General features: G+C 70.2%; 13 protein-coding genes and 1 tRNA gene. 6 read left to right on the top strand and 8 right to left on the bottom strand.

All coding sequences use genetic code 11. From position 1 onward, the window contains the following. Window positions 1-26 precede the first annotated feature (26 nt). A complete protein-coding gene (locus ACRDTB_RS04895) occupies window positions 27-467 on the top strand; it encodes a PaaI family thioesterase (protein ID WP_431428723.1) in 441 nt (146 codons plus the stop codon). 163 nt (window positions 468-630) lie between these two features. On the opposite strand, the gene ACRDTB_RS04900 is transcribed toward ACRDTB_RS04895, so the two are convergent. From ACRDTB_RS04900 to ACRDTB_RS04920, 5 genes are all read right to left on the bottom strand, one after another. Next, the gene (locus ACRDTB_RS04900; RefSeq protein WP_431428724.1) at window positions 631-1347 is read right to left on the bottom strand and encodes an ABC transporter ATP-binding protein; all 717 of its coding nucleotides are present in this window, start codon (window positions 1345-1347) and stop codon (window positions 631-633) included. Then, complete coding sequence (locus ACRDTB_RS04905; protein WP_431428725.1) at window positions 1344-2222, bottom strand: ABC transporter ATP-binding protein; 879 nt, start codon at window positions 2220-2222, stop codon at window positions 1344-1346. The genes ACRDTB_RS04900 and ACRDTB_RS04905 overlap by 4 nt, the downstream gene beginning before the upstream one ends. Continuing rightward, window positions 2219-4009, bottom strand: a complete 1791-nt coding sequence (locus tag ACRDTB_RS04910) for a branched-chain amino acid ABC transporter permease (protein ID WP_431428726.1) — start codon at window positions 4007-4009, stop codon at window positions 2219-2221. Before ACRDTB_RS04910 ends, ACRDTB_RS04905 begins: the two co-directional genes overlap by 4 nt. Beyond that, the gene (locus ACRDTB_RS04915; RefSeq protein ID WP_431428727.1) at window positions 4006-4923 is read right to left on the bottom strand and encodes a branched-chain amino acid ABC transporter permease; all 918 of its coding nucleotides are present in this window, start codon (window positions 4921-4923) and stop codon (window positions 4006-4008) included. Before ACRDTB_RS04915 ends, ACRDTB_RS04910 begins: the two co-directional genes overlap by 4 nt. A gap of 87 nt (window positions 4924-5010) precedes the next feature. Then, window positions 5011-6246: a branched-chain amino acid ABC transporter substrate-binding protein gene (locus ACRDTB_RS04920; RefSeq protein ID WP_431428728.1), complete on the bottom strand. Its 1236-nt coding sequence runs from the start codon at window positions 6244-6246 to the stop codon at window positions 5011-5013. 287 nt (window positions 6247-6533) lie between these two features. On the opposite strand from ACRDTB_RS04920, the gene ACRDTB_RS04925 reads away from it, so the two are divergent. Further along, window positions 6534-8462: a fibronectin type III domain-containing protein gene (locus ACRDTB_RS04925; RefSeq protein WP_431428729.1), complete on the top strand. Its 1929-nt coding sequence runs from the start codon at window positions 6534-6536 to the stop codon at window positions 8460-8462. A 15-nt stretch (window positions 8463-8477) separates the two neighbouring features. On the opposite strand, the gene ACRDTB_RS04930 is transcribed toward ACRDTB_RS04925, so the two are convergent. After that, the gene (locus ACRDTB_RS04930; RefSeq protein WP_431428730.1) at window positions 8478-9086 is read right to left on the bottom strand and encodes an ANTAR domain-containing response regulator; all 609 of its coding nucleotides are present in this window, start codon (window positions 9084-9086) and stop codon (window positions 8478-8480) included. Between the two features lie 227 nt (window positions 9087-9313). Between ACRDTB_RS04930 and ACRDTB_RS04935 the strand changes: the two genes are divergently transcribed. From ACRDTB_RS04935 to ACRDTB_RS04945, 3 genes are all read left to right on the top strand, one after another. Then, window positions 9314-9387 (top strand) — tRNA-Leu (locus ACRDTB_RS04935). A gap of 147 nt (window positions 9388-9534) precedes the next feature. After that, window positions 9535-9891: a hypothetical protein gene (locus ACRDTB_RS04940; protein ID WP_431428731.1), complete on the top strand. Its 357-nt coding sequence runs from the start codon at window positions 9535-9537 to the stop codon at window positions 9889-9891. Window positions 9892-9965: 74 nt separating this feature from the next. Beyond that, window positions 9966-10451 (top strand): tyrosine-type recombinase/integrase, encoded by a 486-nt coding sequence (locus tag ACRDTB_RS04945; RefSeq protein WP_431428732.1) that lies wholly within the window; start codon window positions 9966-9968, stop codon window positions 10449-10451. 362 nt (window positions 10452-10813) lie between these two features. On the opposite strand, the gene ACRDTB_RS04950 is transcribed toward ACRDTB_RS04945, so the two are convergent. Both ACRDTB_RS04950 and ACRDTB_RS04955 read right to left on the bottom strand, forming a co-directional pair. Then, window positions 10814-11842: a hypothetical protein gene (locus ACRDTB_RS04950; RefSeq protein ID WP_431428733.1), complete on the bottom strand. Its 1029-nt coding sequence runs from the start codon at window positions 11840-11842 to the stop codon at window positions 10814-10816. Window positions 11843-11930: 88 nt separating this feature from the next. Beyond that, entirely contained in the window at window positions 11931-12452 is a 522-nt protein-coding gene (locus tag ACRDTB_RS04955) for a vWA domain-containing protein (RefSeq protein WP_431428734.1), read from the bottom strand. A 211-nt stretch (window positions 12453-12663) separates the two neighbouring features. Between ACRDTB_RS04955 and ACRDTB_RS04960 the strand changes: the two genes are divergently transcribed. Continuing rightward, window positions 12664-15600 (top strand): tetratricopeptide repeat protein, encoded by a 2937-nt coding sequence (locus ACRDTB_RS04960; RefSeq protein WP_431428735.1) that lies wholly within the window; start codon window positions 12664-12666, stop codon window positions 15598-15600.

The raw sequence follows: 15600 nt of genomic DNA on the forward strand, positions 1-15600 counted from the left end.
GTGACGACCACCAGCGAGGAGAGAGCGTGTCGAGCACCCCTGATTCGAACTTCCCGCCGGGCCTGCCCGGGGTTCGGTACGACCTGGCCGACCAGCTGCTGCCGACGAAGATGGGCATCGAGATCACCGAGTGGGATCCGAAGCGCGTCGTCGGGACCATGCCGGTCGCGGGGAACCTGCAGCCGTACGGCCTGCTCCACGGCGGCGCGAACGCCACGCTCGCGGAGACCGTCGGGTCGGTCGCGGCGGCGCTGAACGCGGGGACCGACCGCGTGGCGATGGGGCTCGAGCTCTCCTGCACCCACCACCGTGCGGCCCGGTCCGGCCAGGTCACCGGGGTGGCCACGCCGCTGCACGTCGGCCGCAGCACGTCCACGTTCGAGATCGTGATCACCGACGAGGAGGGCAAGCGCACCTGCACGGCGCGGCTGACCTGCATCGTCAGGGAACGGCCGCCCGGCGCGTGACCACGCTCGGGGTCGTGCGCCGGCCCCAGCTCCCGCCCGAGCGGCTGCGCGGCGTGGTGCGCGCGGCCGGCCGCTCCCCCGACGACATGCCTGGAAGGCGTCCTTCCGGGCGTCCAGTGACCGGAAGGGAGCCTTCCAGGCGCCGCCCACCGCCTCAGTCCACTCAGGACTGGCCGAGGTACGCGGCCCGCACCCGCTCGTCGGCGAGCAGCTCGTTGCCCGGGCCCTCCAGCGTCGTCGCACCGAGGTCGACCACGTAGCCGCGGTCCGCGAGCGCCAGCGCGGCCAGCGCGTTCTGCTCGACCAGCAGGATCGTCGTGCCGCGCTGCTGCAGCTCCTTGATCGTGTCGAAGATCAGCTGCGTCATGATCGGCGAGAGGCCCATGGACGGCTCGTCGAGCATCAGCAGTCGCGGCCGCGACATCATCGCCCGACCGATCGCGAGCATCTGCTGCTCGCCACCGGAGAACAGACCCGCCTTCTGTTCCCGCCGCTCACCGAGCACCGGGAACAGCTCGAAGACCCGGTTCATGTCGGCCCGCACGCCCGCGTCGTCCTTGCGGGTGTACGCGCCGAGCCGCATGTTCTCCTCGACGGACATGCGGGCGAACACGCGCCGGCCCTCGGGGCAGTGCGCGATCCCCTGGCTGAGGATCGAGTGCGCCGGGGCCTTGACGATCGACCTGCTCTGGAACCGGATCTCACCCCCGCGCGGGCGCAGCAGCCCGGAGATGGTGCGCAGCGTGGTCGTCTTGCCCGCGCCGTTCGCCCCGATGAGGCAGACGATCTGGCCCTCCGCCACCGTGAACGACACGTCGCGCACGGCCTCGATCGCGCCGTAGGCCACGCTGAGGTTCTCGACCTCCAGGAGGGCCGTCATGCGTCGTTCTCCTCTCCGGTGCCGGGACCGCGGTGTTCGATCACGTTCCCGCCGGCGGCGGCCTCGGTGAGCGAGGCCTCCACCTCCTCACGTGGCTTGCCGAGGTAGGCCTCGATCACCCGCGGGTCGTCGCGCACGGTGTCGGGCGAGCCCTCGACCAGCACCTCGCCCTGCACCAGTACGGACACCGTGTCACAGAGGCCGAAGATGAACTTCGTGTCGTGCTCGATCACCACGGCCGACACGCCGGTGTCGCGGATCCGGAAGATCAGCTGCCGGGCCGCCTCGGTCTCCTGCGGGTTCATGCCCGCCGTGGGCTCGTCCAGCAGCAGCACGTCCGGCTCGGTGGCGAGTGCCCGGGCGATCTCCAGCCGGCGCTGGTCGCCGTAGGGCAGGTTGCGCGCGACTTCATCGTCCAATCCGGACAGTCCGACGAACTCGAGCAGCTCCGCCGACCGCTGACGCGCGGCGGCCTCGCCCCGGTGGAACACCGGGCCGTGGAACAGGGACGCGATCGGGCCCTGCCGCATCCGGATGTGCCGGCCGACGAGCACGTTCTCCACGACCGTCATGTTGGGGAACAACCGGATGTTCTGGAAGGTCCGCGCGACGCCGGCCATGGTGACCCTCGCCGAGTCGTGCGGGAGCTCCCTGCCGTGCAGCCGGACCGCGCCGCGGGTGGGCGTGTAGAGGCCGGTGAGGCAGTTGAACAACGTCGTCTTGCCGGCGCCGTTCGGGCCGATGAGGCCGACGATCCGGCCCTCGTGCAGGGTCAGCGAGACGTCGTTGAGCGCGGTCAGACCACCGAAGATCATGGACACTCCGGTGGCCTCGAGCACGGTGTCGGCCGCGCTGTGCCGTGCCGCGGCGCTCATCGGCCACCCTCCTTCGGACCCGGCGGAGCCTCATGTTCTCGTTCCAGCTCCAGTTCCTGTTCCAGCACGGCCCGTTCCTGAACCTCCTCGATGCGCTTGCCCTCCTCGGTCTCACCGGCGAACTCGGCGCGGCGGACGCGGTCGGGCACCAGCCCCTGCGGCCGGAACCGCATGATGAAGACCAGCGCGAGACCGAATACCAGCAGCCGGTACTCGTCGAACTCGCGCAGCTTCTCCGGCAGCACGAACAGCAGCGAGGCGCCGAGCACCGCGCCCGGGATCGTGCCCATGCCGCCGAGGACGACCGCGGCGAGCAGCGTCACCGACTCCAGGAACCGGAAGCTCGCGTCCGCCGCGGTGCCCAGCTTGTGCACGAAGACCGCACCGGCGATGCCGGCGAGCGCGGCACCGACGACGAAGGCGAGGATCTTGGCCTGGCCCGTGCGGATGCCCATAGCCCGCGCGGCGTCCTCGTCCTCGCGGATCGCGATCCAGGCCCGACCGATCCGGCTGTTCTTCAGGTTGGCGAACACCGCCATGACGACCGCCACGACCAGCACGATCAGGAAGTAGTAGAGCACCCCGCTCGGCAGCTCGGCGCCGAACAACGTGACCGACTGGTTGAAGCCGAGGCCGAACAGCTCGATCGGCGGGATGCCGGGAATCGCGTTGGCCCCGCCGGTGAGGCCGCCGATGTTGTTCTGCGCGGACCGGTAGAAGATCTCGCCGAACGCGAGCGTCACGATGGCGAGGTAGTCGCCGCGCACCCGCAGGGTCGGTGAGCCGACGATCGCGCCGAAGACGCCGGCGACCACCGCCGCGATCAGCGCCGCGAGCGGGAACGGCAGGTGCCAACCGAGCTCGGAGGCGGCGGCGCCCGACAGGTTGGCCGCCACGAACGCGCCGATGCCGAGGAACGCCACGTAGCCGAGGTCGAGCAGGCCGGCCAGGCCGACCACGATGTTCAGTCCGATCGCGGTGGCGGCGTACACCCCGATGTTGGCCGCGACCTGCATCCAGTAGGTGTTGCCCGCGTCGGTGAACGGCAGCGCGAACGCGCACAGCAGCAGGACCACGATGCTGAACGCCCGGTACTCCTCGGACAACCGGGCCACCCAGCCGGTGATGCCGGCGCCGTGCAGCGCGCCGAGTACCGCGCCCGCGAAGCCGAGGAACGCCAGGAAGATCGGGCCGGCGTACGGGAACGCCGCACCACCGATGCCACCCGCGGTCAGTGTCTGGGCCACCAGCCACAGCACCGCCGCGAACGCCAACGCCAGCGCGCCCCACGCGGCGAGCCGGCCGGCCCAGCCGGTCAAGCCGAAGATCGCCGTCGGCCAGTGCGGCACGTCTTCGATGCCGGTGGCGCCCGCTCCCAGGACCAGCACCACGCCACCGATCACGCCGACGATGCTGCCGAACGCGGTGTTGCCGTCGGCCGCGGTGATCGCGCCGAGCCCGCCGCCCTCGCTGACGATGAAGGCGGCGCTGAGCGCGGAGATCGCGACGCCGCCCCAACCGATCGCACGCAGCACTCGGGCCCGGCCGACGATAGGCACGAACGTGAGGACCACGGCCGCGACGCCCAGCAGCAACACGTGCCACCGGAACCCGGTGAGCGCGAGCGGCGCGTCGAAGAACTGCAGCGTCGCCTTGTCCGGGTACGCGCCCCCGTTCAACAGGAACGTGGCCCACGGCAGCATGGCCGCGATGGCGAGCAACACCCCGCCGAGCGCGCTGAACGGGCGCGCAAGCGCGGGCGGCAGGAAACCGGTCAGCTTCGTCATGCCCGCACCCTCTCCGCTTCACCGAACAGACCCTGTGGCCGGAACACGAGAACCAGGATGAGCACCACGAAGATCCACACGTAGTCGTACTGGGTGCCGCCCGGCAGGTACTGGCCGCCGAGCGTCTTGATCAGGCCGATGATGAGCGCGCCGATCATCGCGCCGCGCAGGCTGCCGATGCCACCGAGCACGGCGGCGGTGAACGCGAAGATGCCGTTCTGGAAGCCGATGGAGTTGTCGACGTTGGTGATGTAGGACCCGTACAGCACGCCGGCCACCCCGGCGAGGGCGGCGCCGAGCACGAACGTCAGCACGATGACCCGGTCAGGGTTCACGCCCATCAGCCGCGCGGTGTCCCGGTCCTGGGAGGTCGCCCGCATCGCGCGCCCCATCCGCGACCGGCTGACGTAGGCCTGCAGCAGCACCGCCAGTCCGATCGAGACGACGATCAGCAGGAGTCCCGAGGCGGAGATGTCGATGATCCCGAGGTCGATCCGTGCGTTGATGAACACCCGGGGGAACGGCTGTGCGGCGTCGGCGTCCGGGAACCACAGCCGGATCGCCTCCTGCAGCGCGACCGACACACCGAGCGCGGTGATCAGCGGCGCGAGTCTGGGCGCGTTTCTCAGCGGGCGGTACGCGAAGCGCTCCACGAGCACCCCGATCACCACCGCGACGAGCACGCCGCCGAGCAACATCGCCGGCAGCGCGACGTACCACATCTCCCGCCAGGTCTCCGGAAGTACCCATCGATAGATCGCCAGGCCACCGAACGCGCCGACCATGAACACCTCGCCGTGCGCGAAGTTGATCAGCTGGATGATGCCGTACACCATCGTGTAGCCGAGCGCGATCAGACCGATGGTGGAGCCGAGCACGATCCCGTTGGCGATCTGTTGTAACAGGGTCCCCACATCTACCTCCACAGGCGGCGGGGGTGGGCTCGGCCCACCCCCGCCGTCTTTCGATGCTCACGTGGATAGATCTGTTGATCCTGTCGGTCAGCCGGCGAATTCGCCGGTCTCGACCGCGTCCCACTCGCCGCCGGTCACCTGGTAGATGGTCAGCACCTTGTTCGTGCTGTCACCGAACTCGTCGAACGCGACCTTGCCGGTCGCGCCGTCGGCCTCGTATGAACCGGTGTTCTTGACGAGGTCCTCCCGCATCTCCTCGGACCACTCGCCGTCACCGACGGTCTCGGCGACCGACGCGATGATCGCGTTCGCGGCGTCGTAGGCGAAGGCACCGTAGGCGCTGAAGCCCTCCGAGTAGCCGCCCGCGTCGTACGCGTCGACGAACGCCTGCGCGCTGTCCAGGTCCTCGGTCGGCGCGCCGACGGAGGTCGCGAGGTCGCCGTCCCTGCCGCCGAGCTCGATGAAGGTGTCGTCGAAGATGCCGTCACCGCCCATCACCGGGATGCTCAGGCCCGCGCCGGCGAGCTGCTTGGAGAACGGACCGGCCTGCGGGTACTGGCCACCGAAGTAGACCGCGTCCGGCTTGAACGGCTTGATGGCGGCGATGACGCCGGAGAAGTCCGTGTCCTTCTCGCCGACCTTCTGCCGGGTGACGATCTTGGCACCCTTCTTCTCGGCCTGCTGGGTGAACGTGTCGGCCAGGCCCTCACCGTAGGTCAGACCGTCGGTGACGATGGCGATGTTCTTCTTGCCCGACTTTTCCACCAGGTAGTTCGCCGCGTACGGGCCCTGCAGCGAGTCGACCGTGCAGGTGCGGAAGTACGTCGGGTAGGGGCGCTTGGGGTTGTTGGCGAAGTCCTCGCCCTTGGTCAGCGTGTCGTTGGTGTTCGCCGGCGAGATCTGCAGGATCCCGGCCTGGTCCAGGATCGGCTGCACGCTCTGCGACACGTTCGAGTTCAGCGTGCTGACCACGCCGACCACGTTCGGAGTGGACGCCAGCTTGGTCGCCGCCTGGGCGCCCACCTGCGGGGTCTTCTGGTCGTCCTCGGCCTGGATGGTGAGCTTGTAGCCCTTGACGGCGCATTTCTCGTTCGCCTGCTTGATTGCCAGGTCGGCCGAGTTCTTGATGCCCAGGCCCAGCGCCGAGAGCTCGCCAGTGAGCGGGGAGATGACGCCGATCACCAGCGTTCCCTTGCTGGTGTCGCATTCACCCTGGTTGTTTCCGCCACCAGCCGGCGTCTCCTCTTTGTTGGTGCCACAAGCCGCCAACAGCAGTACTCCGGCTGCCACCAGAGCCGCGGCCTTCACCGTCTGGTTTCGCACGTGACTTTCCCTTCTCCACACTCTCTTCGTTCGAGCATTTGCGCATAGCATGCCGAACCCCACCCTCGTCCATGTCAGCGGGCTGGGCCGGAACGTAGTAACCATGTGCGGTGCGAGTCACGCCCCTAGGGCGCTCGTGACCAGACTGCAACGAAATTGCTCACCGGCGTCCGCTCACCGAACAAACCCGGGCTTATCGGTCATCCGCGGGTCATGCGATCTCAACTTCGCACCCAACTTGACAACGCCGCGGACCTGACCGGCGGTTGGCTCATAACCTTCTCCTCGTGCCAACACGGAACCGGCTGCTGGCGTGGCTCGCCGGGATCGTGCTCGTGGTCGGCTCGGTTGTCGTGTTGCGGGCCACCGACGGAGCAGCGCCCGACGAGAACGGTCCGGCCGTGCGGGTGGACCGGTTCGCGTCGAACTTCGTCGTGCTGCCCAGCGCCGGGCGACCGCCGGCACCGCCGGAGCGGATCGTGGTCACGCCCGACGCCCATCGGCTGCGGCTGTCGTGGGCGGACGGCCTGGCCGGCGGCACGCCACCGCGCGGGGTTAGCGGCTACGAGGTCCGCTGGCACGCGGCGGGCGCCGAGCCGGCGAGCCGCCTGATCGCGGCACCCGACGTGCAACTCGACGGGCTCACCGACGGCCGGCGCTACCAGATCGAGGTGCGCGCCATCGACGCGTTCGGGCAGCGGTCGCGCCCCACCTCGGTGACCGGCGTGCCGGGCCACCGGGAGCGGCCGCGGCTCACCGGGCTCACCGGGATGTACGACGACTTCTCCGATCCGGCGACCGCGCTGGCGAGCTCGCCGGACTCGCGTTGGCACCTGTCCGGCTACCACGGCTGCGTCGGCCTGGGCGCCGGGCGGGTGGACGGCCGCGGGCTGCCGATCGACCTGGGGTGCGGGGCGGACGTCGCGATCCTGCGGGCGCGCACGCCGATGCGGCTGACCGCGCCGGAGGGGCTGGACCGGGTGCTCGGCCGGGTCGTGGTGAGCACCGACGCGGCGGGGCCGGGCGGCGAGCTGACCGTGGATCTCGTGCCCGGCCGGGCGGACCGGGTCGGTGTCGGGGTGCGGCGGGCGAGCCGGACGGAGGAGACGGATCCCGCGCTGCCCGGCGGCACGGTCCGGGTGTCGGTGGCGGACGGCGGCGTGCAGGTGAGCACGGCACCTGGCGTACCCGCGCGCGGGCCGACGCGGGAGATACATTCGCCACCGCGGCGCGGGGCGGGCGTGGTGCACCTGTTCGAGTTCGTGCTGACCACGTCCGGAGTGCGGGTGTACCAGGACGGCCTGGCGGTGGCGGTGCGCGAGGTGGTGCCGACATGGCGGTCGGCGTGGGTGCTGCTGGGGTTTCGCGGGCCGGACGGTCGGCGGTCGCGGGTGCACGTGGCCTCGGCCGGCTTCACCGGGCCGGCGTCGGCGCCCGCGCCAGTGGTGGAGGAGTCGGTGTACGCGGGGACCCAGCGGGTGCTGGCGCTCGGCGAGCGGGAGCCGGGCTTGGGGATCGCGCGAACGCCGTTGCGGTCGGCACGGTCCGCGCGGGTGGTGGCCACGCTGACGGTGACGCCGGAGCTGGACCCGCGGCGGATGGTGGTGCAGCTGGGCGACGTTCGGGTACCGGCGCGGCCGACGGTGGCGGTGCCGCCCCGCGAGCAGGGGGCGGCGCTGACCGTTGTCGCGGACGTGCCGCGCTCACTGCTCGGCGCGAACGGGCCGGCCACGCTCACGCCGTTCGTGCTGCGGGCGCCGGGGGCGGGCGTGCGGTCCACGCTGCTGGAGACGTATCTGGAGATCACGCCGGCGCCCGGGTGGTCGCCGACTGCCGAGCCCACGAAGGAGCAGCCGGAGCTGCCCGACGCGCTGCCGGTGGTCCGGGCGGTGCTGGGCAACGCCGGCGGCGAGCCGCTGCGGAGCACGACCGTGCCGCGGCGCGGACAGCTGGTGCTGGACGTGACGCTAGAGCCGATGCACGCGCAGTGGGACTCGGGCGCGGTCGGGGGTGTGCAGGGGCTGCAGGTACGGCTCGACGGGTCACTGGTCGCCGGCATCCCGACGGCCGCCGACGGTCCCGGGGTCGGCGGCCGCTACGCGGTGTCGATCGCCGTGGGCGGGCTCGCGTTCGGCCCGCACACGATCGAGATTCGCGAGTACGGGATGCGCGACGAGCGGCCCGTGTCCGCGCTGTTGAACTTCGTGATCAAGTAGCCGTTTTGCCGGCCCTCAGGTGATGTTCTCGACCACGGCCCGGGCGACGTCCTTCATCGTGGCGCGGCGGTCCATGGCGGTGCGCTGGATCCAGCGGAACGCCTCCGGCTCGGTGAGGCCCTGCTTGGTCATGAGCAGGCCCTTGGCGCGCTCGACCAGCTTGCGGGCCTCCATCCGGTCGGTCAGCGTGGCGACCTCGGACTCCAGGGCGGCGAACTCGGCGAAGCGGCTGACCGCGAGCTCGATGGCCGGGACGAGGTCGTGCTTGGCGAACGGTTTGACCAGGTAGGCCATGGCGCCGGCCTCGCGGGCGCGCTCGACGAGGTCGCGCTGACTGAACGCGGTCAGGATGACGACGGGCGCGATGCGCTCGCCCGCGATGGCCGCCGCCGCGTCGATGCCGTCCATCTTGGGCATCTTCACGTCGAGGATCACGAGGTCGGGCCGCAGCTCGTTGGCCATGGCGACGGCCTGCTCACCGTCGGCCGCCTCGCCCGCGACGTGATAGCCCTCCTCCTTGAGCATCTCGACGAGGTCGAGCCGGATGAGCGCCTCATCTTCCGCGACGAGGACACGGCGCTGTACGGCCGGGCCGGTCCGGGCCTCGGCAGCCTGCTCGGTCACCGGGGTCCTCCTGGGTTCTCGGCTACTGCGGAAACCCCAGCCTACCGGCGGTCCCAGCCCCCTCGCCCGGCTCCGAGACAGCGATCACCACAACGCAACGAGCTGGCAACACGTACTTCATGCCACACCCGCCCTCGCACCCCGTCTTGCCACCCAGCCAAGACGTTGATCGACAGGGCCCACCCTCGCGAACCGCGCCCCTCGAATCCCGTAAAGTCGTCGGGCGAGCCCCCGTAGCCCAATCGGCAGAGGCAACGGATTCAAAACCCGTCCAGTGTGCGTTCGAATCGCACCGGGGGCACCCTCTCTGACCAGCCAGATCTACTTGCGGGCTACGGTCCCGGATACCGACAACGCCGCGCGGCGCAAGGCCGAAGACAAGCTGTCGGAGTTCCGCACCCACGTTCTCAAGTAGCGGACGGCCGCTTCGTCCGTGTCCTTCTCCTACGTGATCGACGAGTGGCTACGCACGAGTGAGATCGAAGCCAGTACCCGCAAGACATACCTCGGCTACATCGCGAACCACATCAAGCCGGTCCTCGGGCAGGTACCGATCAAGAAGATCGACGTCCGCACCCTAGGGAGCTTCTACACGGAGCTACGCCGCTGCCGCATCCGCTGCGACGGCAAGCCGTTCTCCGTCCACAAGAGCCCAGACGACCACGACTGCACGGAACTGGACTGCCAGCCCCACAAGTGCATGGCCCTCTCTGCGTCGACGATCCAACAGATCCACTCGATCATCAGCGGCACTCTGGCTGAGCCGAACGCTGGGACTGGATCAACAGCAACCCGGCAGAGCTGACCCGCCGCAAGCCACCAGAGCCCGGCCCGCCCACCACGGCCGAAGCGAGCCGCATCGTGGAGGAGGCGTTCCGGATGGACGACGATTGGGGCACTCTCGTCTGGCTGGCCATGACCACCGGCATGCGCCGAGGCGAGCTGTGCGGCCTGCGCTTCGCCCGCGTCGCCCTGGACGCCGAGACACTGACTCTGCTCCGCGAACAACGCACCCGCGTTGAGGCACGCCTGGCAGCGCTCGACCGCCCGTTCACCGACAACCTGTTCGTGTTCAGCAACGCCCGGACTCCCGACCACTCCGAGCCGTACTCCCCCAACGCCGTGACCCAGCGATACAAGGACATGGCCACCCGTCTGGGCATTAAGACGCACCTGCACGCCCTACGCCACTACAGCGCCACCGAGTTGCTGACCGCTGGCGTCGACCTACCGACCGTCGCCGGCCGCCTCGGCCACGGTGGCGGCGGTGCGACCACCCTCAAGGTCTACGCCGCATGGGTGGCCGCATCGGACCGCAAGGCCGCCGAAATCCTCGGCAGCCGCATGCCGAAGCGGCACAAGTAGCCGTCCCAGACCCGTCACAGCCGTCCCAAACGCCGCTCAGGGGCCGTGTTCGAAGAGAGTCGTCCCGATGCCGTCACACGCCGTCCAGCGCATCGACAAGCGGCCGCCAGTCGAAGACGTCCCGCGCCGCGCCCACACGGACGACCTCGTTCGGCAATACCGTCACGCCCCACTCGCCGAGCGTCTGCAGGCTCCGCGCGTACGCCGGGTGTGCAGCGAGCTACGAATTGGCGCTGTCCAGGTCCTTGCGGGCTCGACCGGGCATCCCGGCGGGTTCTCGAAGCGCGCGGGTTGGACGTCGAGGTCTGTCGCTGCCGGGGAGCGATGAACGAACCGCACCGGGGGACCGTCCCGACCAGCCACTACCGGCTGATTCGCAATTGCTCGTTCATCCCTTGGGCTCGCGCGCTCGAAGGTCCGCCCAGAATCCGGGCATGCTTGTCGCGAGGCAGTCCACCGTCTGGCTCCCACCGCGCTCCGTAGGCCAGGCCGGGGGTGAGCTGGCGAAAACGCATGTGGATCTCGCCGGCGCGGTCGACCGGATGCTGGTAGCCGTGGCACACCGGGTCTGACACGTCGCGCTGAAAGGCACCGTGCACCATCCACACGTGAGACGGCACCCAGTCCCAACCGAACCGCACCCGCAGGTCGAACAGCTCGCACGGGCGCTTGGGTACGCACACCAGATGCGGTCGCATGGCGCGTGCCGTCGGCAGCCGGAACCGCACCGCGAAGTCGTGGGACTCGCCCCGGGTAAGCGGGCTCGGCAAGGCGAGTGCGAAGCCGCATCGGTCGCTCGCCTCCATGCCGCGGTCGAGCAACGTGCCGCCGTACAACACGCCGACCTCCAGGTCGCGCCGCCCTGCGGGGAGCGAGACCGCGAGGTCCAGCTCGCGCAGGTCGTCCTGGTCGGCGACGATGCGGCGCTGCTGCAGCACCTCAGGCCACTCCCGGTCCAGCCCCACAGCCACGCGCAGCTCCGTGGTGTGCCAGCCGCCGGCTGGATCGCCCGGCCGACGGCGCGGCGCACCGGTGGCCAGTTCGGCGAGCTGGTCGATCGCCTCGTCCACCCGGCGGCGCACCGTGCGCGAGTCGCGATCGACCTTGATGGCCGCCCAGCGCACCCGGTCCTGGTACAGCGGTAGCCGGGCCTCGACGTTGATGGCGAACGCAGCGAGCGCGGCCAGGCGCAGGTCGTCCGGCAGCTCCTCGGCCAGCTCGGCCAGGCGGGTGGCCACCTTCTGCCTGATGACCACCAGCCCGTCGCCGTCGGTCACCTCGCACGCCGCGCGCAAGGTCGGACCGACCCGTTCGTCGATCCGGCCCGCGTACAGGCCCCGCCCCTTGCGGAGCGACTTCAGCTCTCGGACCAACTCCGTGCGCCCACTCATTGTTCTCCCCTAGTGGATCTCCATGGCGTCTCCTTCCGGGACAGCGTGCGGTGGACAGGTGGACCAGAAGTGGACAGATCGTGCATGCCTAAATTCGGTCCAGCAGCGGTGACACAGATATCACCGACGCGATCAATGCGGTACTCATGCGCACTCCATCCCGCCCCAGAAACGTGCGGAAGGTGCCGATCCGGCATAGCGTGTCCCGGTCGGCCTCGCCGATGCCGAAAGCGATCACGTTCGGCCGTGCGGCCCAGGCACGCTCGGCGAGCGCGGCGAATGCCGCCGGCCAGGTCACCGGATCGGTCGGCTGGCCGTCGGACAGGAAGAACACGATCGGTCGGTGTACTCGCAGCCGTTTTTCCTTGAGCCCGCGAACGTCCCGGTCGATGGTGTCGTGCACGAAGGTGAATGCCGGCCCGAAATTGGTCCCGGCACAAGGCTCCAGCTTCGGTAGCGAGGTGAACGACTCCAGGGGCTGTGGAGCCATTGGCGTCTCCGCGAACCCGATCACGCGGCAGCGGACACGCGCGGCGACCGACGCATCGGCGTGCACTGCTCCCCGGAATTCCCGCAGCCCGGTGTTCAGCTCCTCGAGGTGGTCGGTCATCGAGAGCGAGACGTCGCAGACCACGTAACACGGCAAGACGTCGGACCCCATGCGGATTTCCCCTTCGTATCCCTGCTGACCGGTGGACCGTGCCGGGTCCGTGTTGACCGGACGTGGAAGAAAGGCTGATTCCACCGATACTGGGACGGCGGCTTGTGCGATGTGACTTGCAGACATCAAGCTCAAGCCGGGAGGACTGGTGGAGTTTCGGATGCTGGGCCCGCTGGAGGCGTGGCACGAGGGCGCCCCGGTGCTGCTGGGGGATCAGCAGCAGCGGTTCATCCTCGTCGTACTCCTGCTGCATGCGAACAAACCGGTGTCCACCGCCCGGCTGACCGAGATCGTCTGGGGCGACAACCCGGCGCGCCGGGACCTGGTACGGAGCTACATCAAACGGCTGCGCGACGCGTTCCGCGACGCCGACGACGTGCGCATCGAGACGACGCCGACCGGCTACCTGCTGCGGGTCGGCGAGGACCAGCTGGACACCGCCCGGTTCGACCGGCTGCGAGCACGGGCAGAGGATGTACGGCGCGACGACCCGCGCCGGGCAGTGGAGCTACTGCGCGCCGCGGTCGGCCTGTGGCGTGGGCGGTTCCTCGAGGACATCGACATCGACCGCGTAGGTGGTCCCGAGGTGATCTCTCCGGACGAGAGCTACCCCGACGCGGTCGGTGACCTGGCCGAGCTGGAGCTCGACGCCGGCGACCACCGGTCGGCGCGGGACCGGCTGCGCCCCGTGGTACAGGCCGACCCAGCCAGCCAGAAGCACGCCGAACTCCTGATGCGTGCGCTGGTCGCGGGTGGTGACCGGGTGGCGGCGATCCGGGTCTTTCACAGCACCCGGAACGCTCTCGCCGAACTCGGCATCGAGCCGGGCCACGTCCTGCGCAACCTCGCCGCGCGGGCCGAACACGGCGAGCCGCCGAGCTCCCTGCCATCCCGGCCCGGCGCGTTCACCGGCCGCGCCGTGGAACTCACCGCTATCGACGCGGCCGCGGGCGAGCACCGGCCGGTGTGGGTGAGCGGTGCGCCGGGCGTTGGCAAGACCGGTCTGGCGATCGAGGCCGCACACCGGCTCCGTGGCCGATTCTCGGACGGGCAGCTTCTGGTCCGGTTGAACGGCTTCACTCCGGGCGTGCCCGCGATGACCGCCGCGGACGCGCTGACTCAGTTGCTGATCGAGCTGGGCATACCGGCCGAGCAGGTTCCGGCCACCGCGGGCCGGAAGGCCACGCTGTACCAGACCACGCTGTACGGCACCAGGACGCTGGTGGTACTGGACAACGCCGCCTCGCCGGACCAGGTCCGGCCGCTGCTGCCCGAGGTGCCGGGCTGTGTTGCCATCGTGACCAGCCGGCGGATGGGCGATCCGGACACCGGCGAGCACATCAGGCTCTCGCCGCTGCCGCCCGAGGACGCCGCCGGGCTGTTCCGCGCGCTGAGCGACCCGATCCGGGTGCGTGGCCGGTCGGCCGAGGTGGCCGCGGTGGTCAAGCGGTGTGGCTTCCTGCCGATGCCGATCCGAGTGGCGGCCGCGCTGTTCCGCCGGCACGCCCGGTGGCCGCTGGATCACCTGCTCCGGCTGCTGGAGGAGAGCGGGCCCTGGGGTTCGGACGCCGACGCGAGCGCCGATGATATGGAGGCCACCACAGCGGTGCGGGTGTCCTACGAGCAGCTCGACGACCCGCAGCGAGCCATGTTCCGGCTGCTCGGCTGCCTGCCGGGACCGGACGTCGACGTGATCGGCGCGGCGGCGCTGGCGCAGGTCGACGTCACCAGGGCCCGCATGGTGCTCGACGACCTGCACGAGGTGAGCCTGCTGGAGGAGGTCGCGCCGGAGCGGTACCAGATGCTCGACCCGCTCAAAGAGTTCGCCGCGGCGGAGCAACCGGCCGGGCAGGCGGACGCCATGGTCCAGCTGCTTGACTTCTACCTGGTCACACTCGCCGCCGCGGTCGGCACCGGGTACCCCTTCGACCGTGCCCAACTGCCCACAGTGAACCGGTCCTGCCCGGTGATGCCGGACTTCGCCGACGCGAACGCCGCACTGCGGTGGATCGCCGCCGAACGGGACAACCTGGTGGCCGCGGTCCACTATGCCGCCACGCACGACCTGCCCGAGCACACCTGGCGGCTGGCCGTGTTGATGTGGCGCTACTTCAACACGACGAGCCAGCTGGAGGACTGGATTGAGACCATGGAGCTCGCCTGGAAGATCGTCTCCGCCGACCCGGAGAACGACTATGGTCAGGCACACGTCCTGCTCCGGCTGGCCATCGCACACGACCGGCTCGGGCGGCTCGCCGAGGCGCTGGAACTGGCCGCTCGGGCGCTACCCAAGTGGATTCGGCTCGGTGACGTGCGAGGCGAGGCTGCCACGTTGTGCGCGCTCGCCATTCCCACCATGGAGCTCGGCAAGCACGACCAGGCGATCGCGCACTTCACCGCCGCGCTGGCCAAGTACGAGCAGAGCGAGGATCCACGTGGGCAGGCTCACGCGCTGAGCATGCTCGGCTACCTCAACGAGCTGCATGGCAACCTGGATGTCGCGCTGCACCAGCACGAGGCCGCGGCCCGGATGCTGCGCGAGGTCGGCCACGTTCAAGGGATGGCGCACGCCCTGAGCAACCTCGGCTCCGTGCAGCAACGGCTGGGGCAGCTGGCGGACGCGCTGGCGAGTCACTCGGCGGCGCACAGGCACGCCGCCGAGGTCGGCGACCACTGCGCGGTGGCCTACGCGCTGAACGACATGGGCAACGTGCACCGGCTGTGTGGCCGGCTCGCCGAGGCGGTGCGCTACCAGGAACGGGCCAGGACTGTGGCGACCGACGTGTCCGATGCGGACCTGCGCACCCAGCTCTATCTCGATCGTGGCGCGACCGCGTGGGCCAGAGGCGACCAGGCGGAGGCACTCCGCGCCTGCCAGGCTGCGCTGGATCTGGCGGCCGGCACGGGGAACCGTGCCCACCAGGCGCGCGCCCACCGCGACGTCGCGGGGGTGTTGCACGCGGTGGGTGACCACGAGCGCGCCGTCCGCCACTGGGACGCGGCCGAAGCCGACTTCGCCGCACTCGATCTGCCTGAGGCCCTCGAAGTCCGTGAGGAACGCGCGGCCCTGGCGTGCGCCTGCCGTTCGCAGGAATGA

It is taken from the genome of Actinophytocola sp., from assembly GCF_050699935.1.
Lineage (GTDB): Bacteria > Actinomycetota > Actinomycetes > Mycobacteriales > Pseudonocardiaceae > Actinophytocola.